Below are 15,707 nucleotides of genomic sequence, written 5' to 3'. Positions count from 1 at the left end.
CAGCTCGTTTTAATGCGCACAGGTAACGGAGGAGCGGGGTAGCATTGACCTGCAATGCAAGACCTAGTCCGCACTTGGCCTTTTGGTGCTAGTAGCTTATACGTCGCTTTCTGGCCTGCGTAGCTCGTATCAATATTGAGAAGTAACAAGGATAGTACGTCATCTCCGCTATTCATTCCGTAGCCCCCAAATTAGCACGCGCCACAGACAAAACCACCTTCCGCGCTATATTTGCCGCCACTATTCAGCCCGTAATTTGGTCACCCATGAACAGCGACAACCCTTTTAGTTAAGCTGGATGTTTAGTATAATGAGAAACAGCATTGAAGGAGGCAACTAATGGTCGCGATAGAGTTTACGCGTGAGTTACATAGTCGTTTCGGAATCGATTTTAATAACGTCGATTTGCTTGAGGAGGCGTTTACGCACTCAAGTTACGCGAACGAACACCGGGAATTAGGGGTGCACAATAACGAGCGGTTGGAATTCCTCGGCGATGCCGTCTTGGAATTAACCGTGTCGGAGTACCTGTTTAAGAAATATCCTCACGTCCCAGAGGGTAAGTTGACGCGGATGCGGGCTGCTGCGGTTCAAACACGTAGCTTTGCCAGCTTTTCTCGTGAGGCGCATTTTGACCAGTATATTCGCCTCGGTAACGGTGAGGAGAACGCTGGGGCCCGTCACCGCGACACCCTCTTGGAAGACTTGTTTGAGGCCTTTTGTGGTGCACTTTTCCTGGACCAGGGTCGGCAAGCGGTGATTCGCTTTTGTGAGCAAGTTATTTGGCCACACATTGATGCTGGGGAATTTGAGGATACCCGGGATTTTAAAACTAAACTTCAGGAACGTTTACAGCAGGGTGGCGATGTGAACATCGAGTACGAGCTGCTGTCAGAACAAGAAGAAGACAATAATCAGCGTGTTTTCACCGTGTCCGTCACCGCTGACGGTCGGGAGCTGGGTCGGGGTACCGGCACCAGTAAAAAGCACGCGGAACAAGATGCGGCCCACCGCGCACTGAGTGATTTAGCGTAGGGTCGCAACACGAGGAGTGGCTGGATGTACCTGCAGGAACTTACGATAAATGGCTTTAAGTCATTTGCGGATAAAACCCAAATTAAATTTGATCCCGGGCTAACAGGGGTTGTTGGCCCCAATGGTAGCGGTAAAAGCAACATTACGGAAGCAATTCGTTGGGTGCTGGGTGAGCAAAGCGCCAAGAGCTTGCGCGGCGAGCGCATGGGCGACGTCATCTTTGCCGGCACCGATACTCGGCCACCGTTGAATCGTGCCGAAGTGACGATGGTTTTCAACAATGATGACGGCTACTTGGATCAACAACCGACGCAGGTTAGCGTAACGCGGCGGTTGTTTCGGAACGGTGACAGTGAATTTTTACTGAACAACAAACAGGTACGGCTCAAGGATATCGTGACCTTGTTCATGGATAGTGGACTGGGTCGCGATTCCTTTGCGTTCATTTCACAAGGACGAGTTGAGGCAATTTTCAACAGCAAACCGGAGGATCGTCGCGGTATTTTTGAAGAGGCGGCCGGGGTGCTGAAGTATAAGCAGCAGAAGGCCAAGGCGCAGGCACAGCTAGACGAGACGGACGATAACCTGGACCGGGTCCACGACATTGTGCACGAGTTGTCGGTGCGGTTGGAGCCCCTAGCCGAGCAAAGTTCCATGGCGCGTGAGTACCAGCGTCAGTCGGCGGAATACGCAACTTTGCACCAACAATTGCTTGCCCGTCAGGTACACGATATGGTTGGGCAGCAACAAGCTACCGAGCGGGCCGCACACGCGACCAAGCAGCGGATCGAGGAGCTGAACGATAAGATTGCTGGTTTGGAGGCCGAGTCTGACCGCCGCACCCAGGCCGCAACGGCACTTGATCAGCAGCTGGCTCAGGTCAACGATGAGTTACTTGCCAAGTCGATGAAGCAGCAAAGCCTGAACGGTGAAGAAAACGTTAGTAGCGAGCGTGTGCAAAACGCCGCGTCAACCCTTGCCGATCTGCGTGACCGGTTGGAGCGAGCTGAACACGACCGTGATGATGCGCACGCCCACCTGGCGACCATTAAGGCGGAACGGTCCGAACTGACCAATACCATTAAAGATTTACGGACACAAATTCGCGCCGCGGAACAGCAGGCCAGCACGCCGGCACAGTTGAACGAGCAGTTGGAAACAGCGCAGCAAGAGTATATTGACACGTTGCAGCAACAGGCCAACAACCGTAATGCGGTATCTGCGTTGAGCAAAGAAGCACAGCTGGCCGATAGCCAGCAAGCAGCCACGCGTAGCCGGTTGGCGGAGATTCAGGCCCAGCTGGACAAGTTGACCGCTCAACAGAAGGACGTGCAGCAACAAATCGATGCCGCCCAGAAAGCTCAGGATGAGGCCACCACCAAAGTCCGTGATGCTGAGGCCGCTGTGAATCAGGGGCAGGCCGAGTACCAGCAGCTGAACCAACAATTGATGGACCACAGCCGGGCTTATACGCAGGCCAACGCGCGTTATAAAACGCTCAAGGAATTGAACGATGATTACGCTGGCTTCTATTCGGGTGTCCGGACGGTGTTGAAGAACAAAGACGGGCTCCCCGGTGTGGTGGGTGCAGTTGCGGAGTTACTAAAAATTCCCGAACGGTATCAAGTTGCCTTTGATCAGGCCATTGGTGGTAGCCTGCAAGCCATCGTTACGGCTGACCAGACCGCGGCTAAGCGCGCAATTAGCTTCTTAAAGCAACGGCGCGCCGGACGGGCCACGTTCCTTCCCGCTGACATTATCCGTCCCCGGGAATTACCGCAGAGCATTCGCCAGCAGTTGACCGGACAAAAAGGCTTTATTGGCGTTGGTATTGATCTGGTCGGCTTTGACCAGGGGCTGGCCAACGTGATGGGCAGCCTGATTGGTACTTTGGTCGTGGTTGACAACCTCGATAATGCGGTGCCGATTGCGAATAGCCTGCACCACCGTTACCGTTTGGTTACGCTGGACGGCGATATTTTGAACGCTGGTGGGTCCATGTCCGGGGGGGCACAGCACAAGGGCAGCACCTCACCTTTGGCCCGGAACCAGGAAGCACAGCGATTGAGCACGCAGTTGGGCGCCATGACCGCCAAGTTAGATCAAGAACGTGCGGAACTGGCCCAACTCGAAGAGCGGATCACTGCCGCCAACAGTACACTTCGGGAGTACAGCAACCGCCTGACGGAGCTGCGCGACCAAACCCACACGACGCGGTCGTCGGGGCAATTGGTCGCCCAGCAGATTGGGCAGTTGGAACAACAAGCGGCTGCGCTCAAGGTCAACCTTCCTCAGGGAGAGGATGATATGGAGCAGCGGCAGGCTGACCTCACCAAGCAAGGCGAGGCCATCCAGCAAAAGTTGGACGACCTGCAGCGCAACATGACTGACCTCCGTGCCGCCTTGGCGGACCAAAGTAGCCAAGCAGCGGACCACCAGGAGCGGTTAACGCAATTGCGCACCGACCTAGCGGTTAAGCAGGAGGCGGCCAAGACGGCCACGGCACAGATTGATCAGTGGCAAGAAAGTGAGACTGCGGCGGTTGATCAGCGCAACCAGCTTGCGCAGCGGATTGCCACGATTGAGAAAACCGCGACCGAAACCGCGCAGGAGAAGGAAGAACGCAGTGCCACTTTGGCCCAATTAGGGCAGGACATTGCTGCGCTCCAGGCGCAACAGGAGCGCTTAAACGCCGATAAGGCCACGGCTCGGACCGAACTCAGTCGGGTCTCCGCCAGCATCACCACGGCGTACACTGAGCGCCAAGAGGTTATGGCGACCAGTGAAACTCAGTCGGTGCAGCTAAACCGGCTCAAAATGAACCTGGATGCAGCGCTAACGACCCTGAGTGAGGAGTACCAGACGTCCTATGAAGCGGCGATTGCCGCCGTGCCGGACGACGCGGTGCCTATTCCCGAACTGCAAAGTCAGATTAAGTTGTTGAAGCGTGGTTTGGACGAGTTGGGGCCGGTTAACCTGAGCGCCATTGACGAGTACCAGGAGGTTAAGGAGCGCTACGATTTCCTGACCGCGCAGCAAAATGACCTCGAAGACGCGAAGGCCCAGCTACTAAACACGATGGGCGAACTGGACAAAGAGGTGCAGGATCGTTTTGAGGAAGTCTTTACGGCCACCAGCTCGGCTTTCACGGAAATTTTCCCCCAGATGTTTGGCGGGGGTCACGCGGAGCTGCAGCTGACGGATCCAGAGAACTTACTGACCACGGGAATCGAAATTATCGCGCAGCCGCCTGGGAAAAACCACACCCGTCTATCACTACTGTCTGGTGGGGAACGGGCGTTAACAGCAATTACATTGTTGTTTGCAATTATCAAAGTTCGGCCGGTGCCGTTCTCAGTACTGGATGAGGTTGAGGCCAGCCTGGACGAAGCCAACGTCGACCGCTTTGGTGATTTCCTGAAGCATTATTCCAGTAACACGCAGTTCATTGTCATTACCCATCGCCGTGGTACGATGGCGGCAGCCGATATCCTGTACGGGGTGACCATGCAGGAATCTGGCGTGTCCCGAATGGTGTCGGTGAGCCTGGACGATGCGGCTACGGTTGTTAGTGACGGCGAGCCGGGCTAGTTGATACCCGGAGACGCCGGAATGGTGCACCGTCGTTGAAGCTGATGCAGAACGTAAATGCATGATTAAAGGGGTGTATTGAATGGGATTATTTGACCGGATCAAGGCGGCCTTTTCTGGTAAGGAAGAGGAGCCCGAAACTGCCAAGTACGACGAGGCGTTGACTAAGAGTCGGCAAAGTTTTGGTGACCGACTGAATGCCTTATTTGCTAACTTTCGTACCGTTGATGAGAATTTTTTTGACGACCTTGAGGACACTTTGATTGAGGCCGATGTGGGTTTTGACACCGCGGTTCGACTGACTGATGAGTTGCGCGAAGAGGTCAAGTTACAAAACGCCCGGGATCCGCAACTGGTCGCGCAGGTTATCGTGCAGAAGCTCGTCGACTTGTATGATGAAGCCGGCGTGGACGAGGATAACAGCCTTCACTTTGCACCCGAGGGTAGCGGGCCAACCGTGTTCCTGTTCGTAGGGGTCAACGGGGCCGGTAAGACGACGACCATTGGTAAGCTAGCCAACCGCCTCCATCAGCAGGGCAAATCAGTCTTGCTGGCGGCGGGGGACACCTTCCGCGCGGGGGCGATTGAACAGCTGCAAGTCTGGGGTGAACGTGACGACGTACCGGTTGTTGCGGGCCCGGCTGGTGGTGACCCCTCGGCGGTGGTCTACGACGCCGTGCGCAAAGCGAAAGACGAAAACTTTGACGTGCTGATTGTGGACACGGCCGGACGTTTGCAGAACAAGGTCAACCTGATGACGGAGTTGGCCAAAATGAAGCGGGTCATTCAACGCGAGTTACCGGATGCTCCCCAGGAAGTGTTGCTGGTGGTAGACGCCACGACGGGACAGAACGCTTTGTCGCAGGCGAAGGAGTTCAATAAAACCACTGACATGACCGGGATTGTGTTGACAAAACTTGATGGTTCAGGCAAAGGGGGCATCGTGCTCGCCGTGCGTAACGAGCTCCACGTGCCAGTTAAGCTCGTCGGTCTTGGCGAAGGCATGGATGACCTGTCCGATTTTGACCCGACTAAGTTTGTGTACGGTCTATTCAAAGGCCTGATTGACGCCCCGCCGGCTGATGAGACGGTTGATGACAATCAGGAAGATGCAGACGAAAATAAGTGAGGTAGTACGAATGAGTTGGCGGGATCAGTTTGCGCCGAAGTTAGTTGAACTAGTCGACCAGGTGGACGCACAAATCGCACCACGGTTGGCTGCCATTGATGAACAAATTATTGAAAATCAGGCCAAGGTGTTGCGGAGTTTCCGGGAACACCACGTAGCTGAAAGCTACTTAACCGGGTCGACCGGTTACGGGCATAGTGATGAGGGCCGTGACGTGCTGGAAAGTATCTATGCCGACGTCCTGGGTGGTGAAGATGCTATTGTCCGCCCACAAATTGTTTCGGGTACACACGCAATTGGCGTCTCGCTCTTAGGGTTGGTACGGCCTGGTGACGAGATTGTGTACATCACTGGCAAGCCGTACGATACCCTGCAGGAGGTTCTGGGGATGGCCGGTAACGGCGTGGGGTCGCCCAAAGAGTATGGCATTGGGGTTGACTATGTTGACCTCCTGCCTAGCGGTGAAGCGGATATTCCGGCCATTCAGAAGCGGATTACACCCAAAACGACCGTAGTGGCGATTCAACGGTCCCGCGGGTACGCTACCCGCGCGTCGTTTACGGTGGCCAAAATCAAAGCAATGATTGATGCGGTGCGCGCGGTGGCACCCGACATAACCGTCTTTGTTGATAACGCGTACGGCGAATTTTCGGAAACTGTGGAACCCCTCCAGGTGGGTGCTAACTTGATGGCGGGATCGCTCTTCAAGAACGCCGGTGGTGGCATGGCTAAAACTGGTGGGTATATCGTTGGTGACGCTGACCTAGTGGAGAAAGTCAGCTATCGGTTCACCGTGCCTGGTCTGGGTGCGGCGGAAGGTGCAACGGTGTCGGCACTGCCGGATATGTATCAAGGTTTCTTTATCGCGCCCCAAACTACGGGTAACGCAATCAAAGGGGCCATCTTTGAGGCGGCGTTGTTTGCGGCCTTGGGGATGAGTGTCAGTCCAACGTGGGATGCGCCACGCACCGATATCGTGCAGACGGTCAACTTTGGTAATCGCGAGGACATGATCCGGTTTGCGCAGGCAATTCAGGCCAACTCGCCGGTGGACTCGTTTGTCACGCCAATTCCGGAACGGATGGCGGGCTACGAGGATGAGGTGATTATGGCCGGTGGGTCGTTTGTGCAGGGCGCAACGATTGAGTTTTCTGGTGACGGGCCGATTCGACCGCCGTACACCATTTACTTGCAGGGTGGATTGACGTACGCCCACGTGAAGTTGGCGACTATTGGTGCGGCGCAAAGTACCTACTTTGATGAACACTAGGCTTGAGATAGTAATAGCGGAGTCCTTTTACAGGGCTCCGCTATTTGTTTTGATGTTTGGTGCCTTTGTTCGGCGGCTCCGGTTGAGCGGGGCCATTGCCACGAACCCAGCTAGTTGGAACCAACGATTATGTGACGGCAATTTACGAAGTTTAGGGAAAACGTGGTTGGTGTCTGGGGCGCCCCACGTAAGCCGCAGCTCATCGGTCCGACCAACGCTGCCGTCAACCACCACCGTAGCAATCACGGCTTAGGGCACGTAAACTCCCACCCACGTGTTCGCACCACAAACTTAACGCTAGACAAACGCAGTGAGGATACGCTGGACGTTACGCAGCATCCGGCTGGATTCAGGCACCCGTTTGTGGGCCAGGATGAAGTCTAACGTGCCGAGGGCGACGGACGCAAACAGACTGGCCTGTATTTCGAGGTCCTCTTGATCAGGCGTGCTATCCGCAAAGTACTGGCGGTAGCGGTGCTCGATTTGTCGCTGTAGCCGGTCCCGAAAGTCCAGCGGGTCACCCCGGAGCGTCATCAGCGCGGTGAGGAGATCAATGCGCTCTGCAACGTAGGTACTCATGATGTCGCTGACTACTCGTAATACCTGTTCCTGGTCGTGGCGAGGATCAGCGGCAATGCGTAAGCGTTCAGATACAGCCCGGTCAAATCCGGTAATGGCCTCGCTGGCTAAACGTTCAGCCAGGTCAAACTTATCGGTGTAATGGCGGTAAAAAGTCTGGCGATTAATCAAAGCGGTGGCTGCAATTTGGGTAACGGTTAAGGTATCAAAGCCTGAACGGTTGACTAATTTAACAAAGGCAGCTTGAATTAGTCTGTTAGTGCGTTGGGTTCGTAAATCGGTCATGAAGACGACCTCCTTTGTGTTGTTGCCTGACAAGACCACGGACAATCTGTCGCAAAAAAAGCGCGGTAACGTCGGGCGTTTGGCTACAATTACAATTAAAGTGTAACATAAGCTCATAATTACTCTTGTATTGTCGCATAAAGCGACGAAAATACCAAAAATCAGGGTTGCCTAAGTTCTCCAGATGTATTAATGTTTATCCGTTGGTAGGCGTAGTAATACTTGCCGCTGCGCCGATGAATCGCCCAAACGGGGCACTCAATTCTAAGCCAATAGAAAAGAGGGAACCATTTTGAAAAATGAATCCAAAGAACGTCAGCACAAGAAGACTAGTGAGAGTCGCGTTCACTTTGCCACTGAGACTAGTGGTGCGCAAAAGAGCCTAGCCGAGGTTAATGGTTCCGTCAGTGTACCGATGGACGGGGGTTACTGGAAGACCCTTCTAGCTTATCTCGGACCTGGCGCTTTAGTTGCCGTTGGTTATATGGACCCAGGTAACTGGATTACGTCCATTGCCGGTGGTGCTAGTTACAAGTACACGCTACTGACCGTAATCTTGATTTCCAGTTTGATTGCCATGTTGCTACAGGCCATGGCGGCACGGCTGGGCATCGTTACCGGTAAGGATTTGGCCCAGATGACCCGTGAACGGACGTCCAAAGGCATGGGAATATTCCTGTGGATTGTGACGGAGTTGGCCATCATGGCAACGGACATGGCTGAAATTATCGGTTCTGGTATTGCCATCAAGCTGCTGTTTAATATTCCGCTGATTGTGGGTATTGCCATCACGTCGCTGGATGTCTTGATTCTGCTGTTACTGATGAAGCTCGGTTTCCGGAAGATTGAAGCAATCGTTGCCACCCTGGTGGCGGTTATCCTGTTCGTCTTCCTTTATGAAGTTTTGCTATCACAGCCAAGCATTGGCGGAATTCTGCGCGGGTTCATCCCGGATCCTGACATCGTCACGCATTCCTCAATGCTCTACCTATCATTGGGGATTGTCGGCGCAACCGTAATGCCGCATAACCTGTACCTAGGTTCGTCAATTTCGCAAACCCGTGAGATTGACCGCTCGAATGAAGCGCACGTTGCGAAGTCCATCCGTTTCACGGTGGCGGATTCAAATATTCAGCTGACCGTGGCCTTCGTCGTTAACTGTTTGCTGCTGATTCTGGGTGCGGCTTTGTTCTACGGCACTAACAGTGACCTGGGCCGGTTCGTGGACTTGTTCCACGCACTGAACGATTCGCAAATTGTTGGCGCGATTGCCAGCCCAGTACTCAGTATGTTGTTCGCGGTTGCCCTGCTGTCTTCTGGGCAAAGCTCGACTATTACTGGGACGCTGTCCGGTCAGATTATCATGGAAGGCTTCATTCACCTGAAGATGCCACTGTGGGCACAACGCCTGCTGACCCGGTTGCTTTCCATTACGCCAGTGCTGATTTTCGCCTTCATCTACCACGGTAATGAGGCTAAGATCGAAGGACTGCTAACCATTTCCCAGGTTTTCCTGAGTATTGCGCTACCATTCGCCATCGTGCCGCTGGTACTGTTTACGAGTGACAAGAAGATCATGGGGAAGTTTGCTAACAAGGCTTGGGTCAAGTACACTGCATGGTTTATCGCCATCGTGTTGACCATCCTGAACCTCTGGTTGATTGTTTCAACCCTACAAGAAGTATTTTAAGCGCTGAATAACATCAAAAAAGTTCCGACTGAGAATCGAATCAGTCGGAACTTTTTTAATGCTTGCAGATAAAACCGTGCCGCTAATTCCGAACGACGTGAACCACGGGTGTGCCATCAGCGGCCACCGTGACGCCCTGAATCTCTGGCGTGAAGCCCGGAAATTGTGCAACGGCTCCGTAAAGCGTGTCAAAATAGTCAACGGCCGCCTGCGTCCAGGCTTCTCCAGGAACAACGACGAAGATTCCGGGAGGGTAGGGTAATGCACCTTCAACTGCGATACGCCCAACTGCATTACGCAAAGGAATGGTGTCAAAGTTGCCCCGCATAAACGCCGCGTCTGCAGTGGCCGCGGTCATCGGTGCCGACCGTTCATTGCTGTTTTGGAATAGGGTGGCTTGTTGCTCGGCGAGGTGGTTGTCGTTGAAGTAGTCTGACAATGTTTGTGCCAGCTCCCGAAGCGTCATGCCCAGGTAACGACCACCAGTTTCGGCGACTAACTGTGGGAGAACGTCCGCAACGGTCCGGTCGGCGAAGTAGTCTGCCTCGAACTGTCGTAGTACTGATAACAGTTGTTGCCAATCATGCCGATCACTACCGGGTGTCACCAGGAACAGCACGGAATTCGGGTCGGCCTTTTCCGGTACGATGTTGTGGTCGAGGAGGTAGCGGTCGAGGACCCACCCGGACACACCGCGGTCATGGCCGTTAGGCAGTACCACCGTCACTTTGCCGGCATCTAGGTAAGCCTGACCAGGACGAAGTTTGTTCATGCCGTGCCACTCATCATCGGGATGAAGCGCCCAAACGTCGGGGTCTGTGACCGCCTGCTGGTCCGGAACCTGAAGCATTGAAGGCGCATTGAGGGCGCGGAATAGCTGCGTATCAGTGAGGTCGCGGCGGAATTGTTGAGCGTCGGCGATTGCTCGTTGCCAGGCAGCTTGTCCGTGTGCGCTCTCGTTGAGCGCCACGTTGACCGCAAGTGAGGCGTAGACGGGGTACGAGTAACTGGTAGTAACGTGTTTTAAGTACGCGTGGTTAAACTGAGCGTGACTGATATACCGGTCTTGGCCCTTGATGTGCGCGTCCTTTTTGTGAATTTGTGACGTTTGTGCCAGACCAGATTGCTGCTTATGCACGGACTGGGTGACGAAAATTCCGGGATCGTCTGGCCCAAGATCCAGCTGCAGCGGGTCAGTTGGCCGCATGGCCGGGATGAATGGCTCGTAGCCACCCCAGGCCGCGTCAAAGGCAATGTAGTCGCATAGGGGACCGAATTGATCTAGCAGCATGCGCACGTTGGGTACGATGCCGTCGAAGGTTTCCAGCTCCAGAACTGCCAACCGGAATGGACGTGGGGCGTCCGCCTTTGCTGGCGCAACTTTGCGTACCGCCTCGCGGAGGCTATCCGTCGTCACGGTGCTCAAATCGACTGGGCCAATCAGTCCCTGGCTAGTCCGGAGCGTGTCGAGGTAGACTGGCGTGGCGCCATTCAGCACCAACGCGCCGTTATAAAACGACTTATGGTTGTTCCGGTCAAAGAGCACCAGATCGCCGGGCTGCAAAGCCGCGCTGGCCACAATGTTATTGCTGCCCGTCGTTCCGTTGGTTACGAAGTACGTTTTGTCCGCATGGAATAGTTTGGCGGCGGCCTGCTCAGCGGCTAGTGGGGTGCCGCCGTGGGTCAGCATGTCGCCGAGGGCCGTGACCACGTCGCTAGTGTCGCTGGCAAAGAAGGTATCGCCGTACGCCTGGTGGAACAGGTAACCTGCCGGAGCGAGGTCATCGTAATGGCCGGCATGATGTCCGGGTGTAGCAAAGGTGGTGGGGTTGGCGTGACTAAAGTCGAGCAGATCCCGTAAAAAAGCGGGGATTTCCTTGGCCTCGTAGTCGTTTATAGCGTCGGTGATGTCGGCTGGGGTTAACGCGTCCGCATTGGCAATGGGGATGACCCGCAGCTGACCGGAATCCATCGTGGCAGGGTCGCCCAAGACAAAGGTGGGGATGGGTAACGCGGTACTGCGTAATTGACGCCACGCGTTGGTGTCGTCGGCCGTGATGACGGCGGCACCAATTGCTCCTGGCACCAGGGCATCGAGGTCGACCCCGTCAATTTGTGGGGCCATTTTGCCGGCCGCAGAGGTAATTGCAACGTTGAGATACATAAAATAATCAGGACCTTTCAGAAAATATGTACTGTCGTAACTTGTTCGTGTATAATAATTCGGTTATCGTACGCTTAGTTTTAGGTGTCATCCACGATAATGAGTTTGACTAGTAATGATGAACTCAGTACAACCACTAGAATACATATTTAGGTGAATTAAGTGAATACAAGTTACGGATATTTCCGAAATAAACCGCCGTGTTTGCGAATGTCATTGTGTTGGTCGGCATTTTAAGAATACGAGGTTATATTATTATGCAAGATGCACCCATGTTAGGGCAGCCACGTCAAAAGTATATGGCGTGGCCCGTGCTCGGACTGTTAGTTTTTGTTACCGTAATTGGGTTTGAAAACATTCTCTACCCGTTCCAAAACCAGGGGCTCTCCGTCATCTTTTCCTGGATTTTTCTGTTGTTGGCGTACATCGTGCCGTACGCGCTCATCTCGGCGCAAATCGGGACCACGTTTACCCAGGATGGGGGCGGTTTAGCCACCTGGGTGCGCCACACTTCCGGCGATACGCTCGGTTACGTGGTCAGTTGGATGTACTGGTCCAGCACGTTACCATACCTCATTGATGTATCAAATTCGGTCATTGTCGCAATTTCATGGTTGTGGTTGGGTAACAACAAGTTGGACAAACACATGTCCACATTGTGGTTCGGCATTTTCACCTTCCTGGTCATCCTGATTTTCATTATTTTGGAAAACGTCTTTAGCCGCTCCATGGAGGTCATGTCGCTGATTGGTGGGGCCGCCATGTTCTTGATGGCCGTGCTCTTTGTCGTGCTGGCCGCAGCGGGGATTGCGAAGGGTTACCATCCAGCTAGCAACCTGTTCGACCTGAGTGCGTACAAGCCCCATTTTTCCACGCATTATTTTTCGACGACGGGTCTACTGATCTTCGCGACTTCAGGTGCTGAACTTGGTGCCACGTACATTCAGCAGGTGCGCAACCCCAAGAAGGAGTTTCCTAAAGCCATGTGGATTCTTGCCATCATGACGGGTTTCCTCATTATCTTTGGTTCCCTGGCGTTGGGCGTGTACTTCGACGCGAACCATCTGCCTAACGACCTGAAAATGAACGGCTCGTATTACGCCTTTCATTATTTAGGCCAACAATGGGGCGTCGGTAACCTGTTCATGTACATGTTCGCCGGCACGCAACTGGTGTTTATGCTCGCACAGTTGGCTGTGCTTATTGATGCCGCTAGCCGGGTGCTATCAGCTGACACCGCCGCACGGTTCATGCCGCAGTGGCTACTGAAGAAAAACCGTCAGGGTCGGCCCATCCACTCGTACGTATTTACCGCTAGTCTGTGTTTATTCTTGTTGTTGTTGAGTAGTACGTTGCCCAACATCAACACGATTTTCAACTGGCTGTTGAACCTGAACGGCATCGTGTCACCGTACAAAACCTGCTGGGTGTTCTTCGCCTTCCTGGCATTGCGGGCTCAGTCGGATAAGTTCCGGTCTGGCTATACGTTTATTAAGAACAAAGCTGGCGCGATGGTCGTGGGCGGGTGGTGCTTACTCTTCACCTTTGTTTGTGCCACGATGGGCTTCATGCCGCAGGAAGCGGCGTGGGGGACCCATGCGTTTAACCACCAATTACTAATGAATGGGGTTTCCGTCCTTGTACTCTTTGGCTTAGGCTTTGTTATGCCCATGATTGCCCGTTATGAGGCGAAAAAGCACGGGACCGTGTTGATCCATTAATAATCAAATTGACCGCGTGACTAGTTTAAACTGGTGGCGCGGTTTTTAAACGCTAAAATTACGCCCCGCGACCGATGTGCATGTCGAGGCTAATTGGTATCGTCGTGTGGTCTGATTGCGGAGTGAGTCATGCGCGTCAGGAATGTGTCGGGACATTCTTGCTTGCAAGTCGCGGTCACCGTCGGTAGAATTGTATAAGTACAAAAAGGGGCTGAGATAATGGAGCTAGCTAAAACTAACCGGATGAACAGTCTGTTTGATTTCTACCACGGGTTGTTGACGGCCAAGCAGCAAGAATACTTGGAACTGTACTACGGTGACGACTACTCCCTCGGCGAAATTGCGGAGGAGTTTGGTGTGAGTCGGCAGGCAGTTTACGACAATATCCGGCGCAGCGCGTCCGCTTTGGAAGAATACGAGCGGCAATTGCACATGCTCGCTGATTTTGAGGCGCAGAACGCGGCGGTTGACGCTTTGGGTCAGTACTTGCGCAGCCACTATAATGATGATCATGAACTTAAACAACTGTTAGCACGGGTTGAACACCGTGTCGCGGAAGAATAAAAGGGGATTAATATGGCTTTTGAAGGGTTAACGGAGCGATTACAAAACGCCTTTAGCAAGTTACGCCGCAAGGGCAAGGTTTCTGAAAGTGACGTGCGTGATGCCATGCGCGAAATTCGGCTAGCCTTACTAGAAGCCGACGTTAACTTTAAGGTTGTTAAGGACTTTGTCAAAGAAGTCCGCGAAAAGGCGATCGGCAGTGAGGTGCTCGATAGCCTGACGCCCGCTCAACAAATTGTCAAAATTGTTAACGATGAATTAGTTAAAACGATGGGGGCCGAAGCGGTACCCCTCAACAAAGCACCGCATATTCCGACCGTCATCATGATGGCCGGGCTACAAGGGGCCGGGAAAACGACCACGGTCGGTAAGTTGGCTAAGTACCTGCAGGAAAATGAGCACGCGCGTCCATTGCTGATTGCCGCCGACGTTTACCGTCCTGCCGCCATTAAGCAGTTACAGGTGGTTGGTGAGTCTGTGGGCGCGCCCGTCTTTGAGATGGGTACCGATACGGATCCACGGGAGATTGTGCGTCAGGGGATGGCCCAGGCGGCCGCTAACCACAACGATTACGTGCTGATTGATACGGCTGGGCGCTTGCAAATTGACGCCAAGCTGATGCAAGAACTGCAAGACATTAAGGAAATAGCGCACCCCAACGAAATTTTGCTGACGGTGGACGCCATGACCGGTCAGGCCGCGGTCGATGTTGCCCAGGGATTTAACGAACAACTGGATATTACCGGGGTCGTACTGACCAAGTTGGATGGCGATACCCGTGGTGGGGCAGCACTGTCGATTCGTTCCGTAACCGGTAAGCCAATTAAGTTCATCGGGCAGGGCGAAAAGATGGACGCGTTGGACGTCTTCTACCCCGACCGCATGGCTAACCGGATCCTCGGCATGGGCGATATGCTGACGCTGATTGACAAAGCGCAGAAGAACTTTGACGAGCAGCAAGCGGCCGAGGTGGCGGAAAAGATTCAGGCCAACACCTTTGATTTCAATGACTTTATTGATCAAATGGACCAGGTTCAGTCCATGGGTGGCATCGAGGACATCATGAAGATGATTCCGGGAATGGCTAACAATCCGCAACTTAAAAATATGCACGTGGACCCCAAAGACATGGACCACATGAAGGCCATTGTGTACTCAATGACCGAAAAGGAACGGACGAACCCCGAATTGTTGAACCCTTCACGTCGCCGGCGGATTGCTGCTGGTTCGGGACGCCCGGTCCTGGAAGTTAACCGGATGATTAAGCAATTTAAGCAAGCCCGCGACATGATGAACAAGATGAGTAAGGGCAACATGGGCGGCATGGAACAGATGATGGGCGGCGGTATCCGCGGGCGCATCGGAAAGATGGCCATGAACTCTATGGTGAAGAAGCAAAAGAAGCGTAAGCAGAAGCGGTTGAAGATCAAGCACCGGAAGTCATAGGCGGCATTGGGGACGAGGGCAAGATTAGGCGGGGGTACGGCTGCTAATCCCCAAAGGCCAGGCGTATTAACATTAAGTAGAAGGAGAATGTGGCTTTGTTCCTTGCGTTACTCGTGCGTATGAAAACGAGCTACGCAAGGCAGAAAGCGACGCATAAGATACTAGCAGCAAAAGGCAAGGAACTTCGATATTCACTTTGGTTGTTGATGAGACTACGCTTTCTCGGTACTCGT

Annotated in this window: 10 protein-coding genes; 8 read left to right on the top strand and 2 right to left on the bottom strand. The window is 53.5% G+C overall.

Annotation, left to right across the window (positions count from 1 at the left end):
• Window positions 1–339: 339 nt before the first annotated feature.
• The 4 genes from rnc (at window position 340) to LPA02S_RS07280 (ending at window position 7,025) form a co-directional block, all read left to right on the top strand.
• Entirely contained in the window at window positions 340–1,035 is a 696-nt protein-coding gene (gene rnc, locus LPA02S_RS07295) for a ribonuclease III (RefSeq protein ID WP_056956426.1), read from the top strand.
• 24 nt (window positions 1,036–1,059) lie between these two features.
• The gene (gene smc, locus LPA02S_RS07290) at window positions 1,060–4,626 is read left to right on the top strand and encodes a chromosome segregation protein SMC (protein WP_056956425.1); all 3,567 of its coding nucleotides are present in this window, start codon (window positions 1,060–1,062) and stop codon (window positions 4,624–4,626) included.
• 82 nt (window positions 4,627–4,708) lie between these two features.
• Window positions 4,709–5,755 carry a signal recognition particle-docking protein FtsY gene (gene ftsY, locus LPA02S_RS07285; protein WP_056956424.1) on the top strand — a complete coding sequence of 349 codons (1,047 nt, stop codon included), beginning with the start codon at window positions 4,709–4,711 and terminating at the stop codon, window positions 5,753–5,755.
• Between the two features lie 10 nt (window positions 5,756–5,765).
• Window positions 5,766–7,025, top strand: a complete 1,260-nt coding sequence (locus LPA02S_RS07280; protein ID WP_056956423.1) for a methionine gamma-lyase family protein — start codon at window positions 5,766–5,768, stop codon at window positions 7,023–7,025.
• Window positions 7,026–7,322: 297 nt separating this feature from the next.
• On the opposite strand, the gene LPA02S_RS07275 is transcribed toward LPA02S_RS07280, so the two are convergent.
• Window positions 7,323–7,889 (bottom strand): TetR/AcrR family transcriptional regulator, encoded by a 567-nt coding sequence (locus tag LPA02S_RS07275; protein ID WP_054651158.1) that lies wholly within the window; start codon window positions 7,887–7,889, stop codon window positions 7,323–7,325.
• 292 nt (window positions 7,890–8,181) lie between these two features.
• Here LPA02S_RS07275 and LPA02S_RS07270 point away from each other — a divergent pair, with 292 nt between their 5' ends.
• On the top strand, window positions 8,182–9,579 hold the full coding sequence (locus LPA02S_RS07270) for an Nramp family divalent metal transporter (protein ID WP_056956422.1): 1,398 nt from the start codon (window positions 8,182–8,184) through the stop codon (window positions 9,577–9,579).
• An 82-nt stretch (window positions 9,580–9,661) separates the two neighbouring features.
• Here the strand turns inward: LPA02S_RS07270 and LPA02S_RS07265 are convergent, their stop codons facing one another.
• Window positions 9,662–11,704 (bottom strand): Orn/Lys/Arg family decarboxylase, encoded by a 2,043-nt coding sequence (locus LPA02S_RS07265; RefSeq protein ID WP_225354988.1) that lies wholly within the window; start codon window positions 11,702–11,704, stop codon window positions 9,662–9,664.
• A 311-nt stretch (window positions 11,705–12,015) separates the two neighbouring features.
• On the opposite strand from LPA02S_RS07265, the gene LPA02S_RS07260 reads away from it, so the two are divergent.
• The 3 genes from LPA02S_RS07260 (at window position 12,016) to ffh (ending at window position 15,474) form a co-directional block, all read left to right on the top strand.
• A complete protein-coding gene (locus LPA02S_RS07260) occupies window positions 12,016–13,464 on the top strand; it encodes an APC family permease (RefSeq protein ID WP_420835960.1) in 1,449 nt (482 codons plus the stop codon).
• 219 nt (window positions 13,465–13,683) lie between these two features.
• Window positions 13,684–14,028: a putative DNA-binding protein gene (locus LPA02S_RS07255; protein ID WP_054651160.1), complete on the top strand. Its 345-nt coding sequence runs from the start codon at window positions 13,684–13,686 to the stop codon at window positions 14,026–14,028.
• Window positions 14,029–14,040: 12 nt separating this feature from the next.
• Complete coding sequence (gene ffh, locus LPA02S_RS07250; protein ID WP_056956419.1) at window positions 14,041–15,474, top strand: signal recognition particle protein; 1,434 nt, start codon at window positions 14,041–14,043, stop codon at window positions 15,472–15,474.
• The last annotated feature ends 233 nt before the right edge of the window (window positions 15,475–15,707 follow it).

Source organism: Lacticaseibacillus pantheris DSM 15945 = JCM 12539 = NBRC 106106, from assembly GCF_001591865.1.
GTDB lineage: Bacteria > Bacillota > Bacilli > Lactobacillales > Lactobacillaceae > Lacticaseibacillus > Lacticaseibacillus pantheris.
The sequence above is the reverse complement of the archived record's forward strand: the minus strand, read 5'-3'. Positions and strand labels throughout refer to the sequence as shown.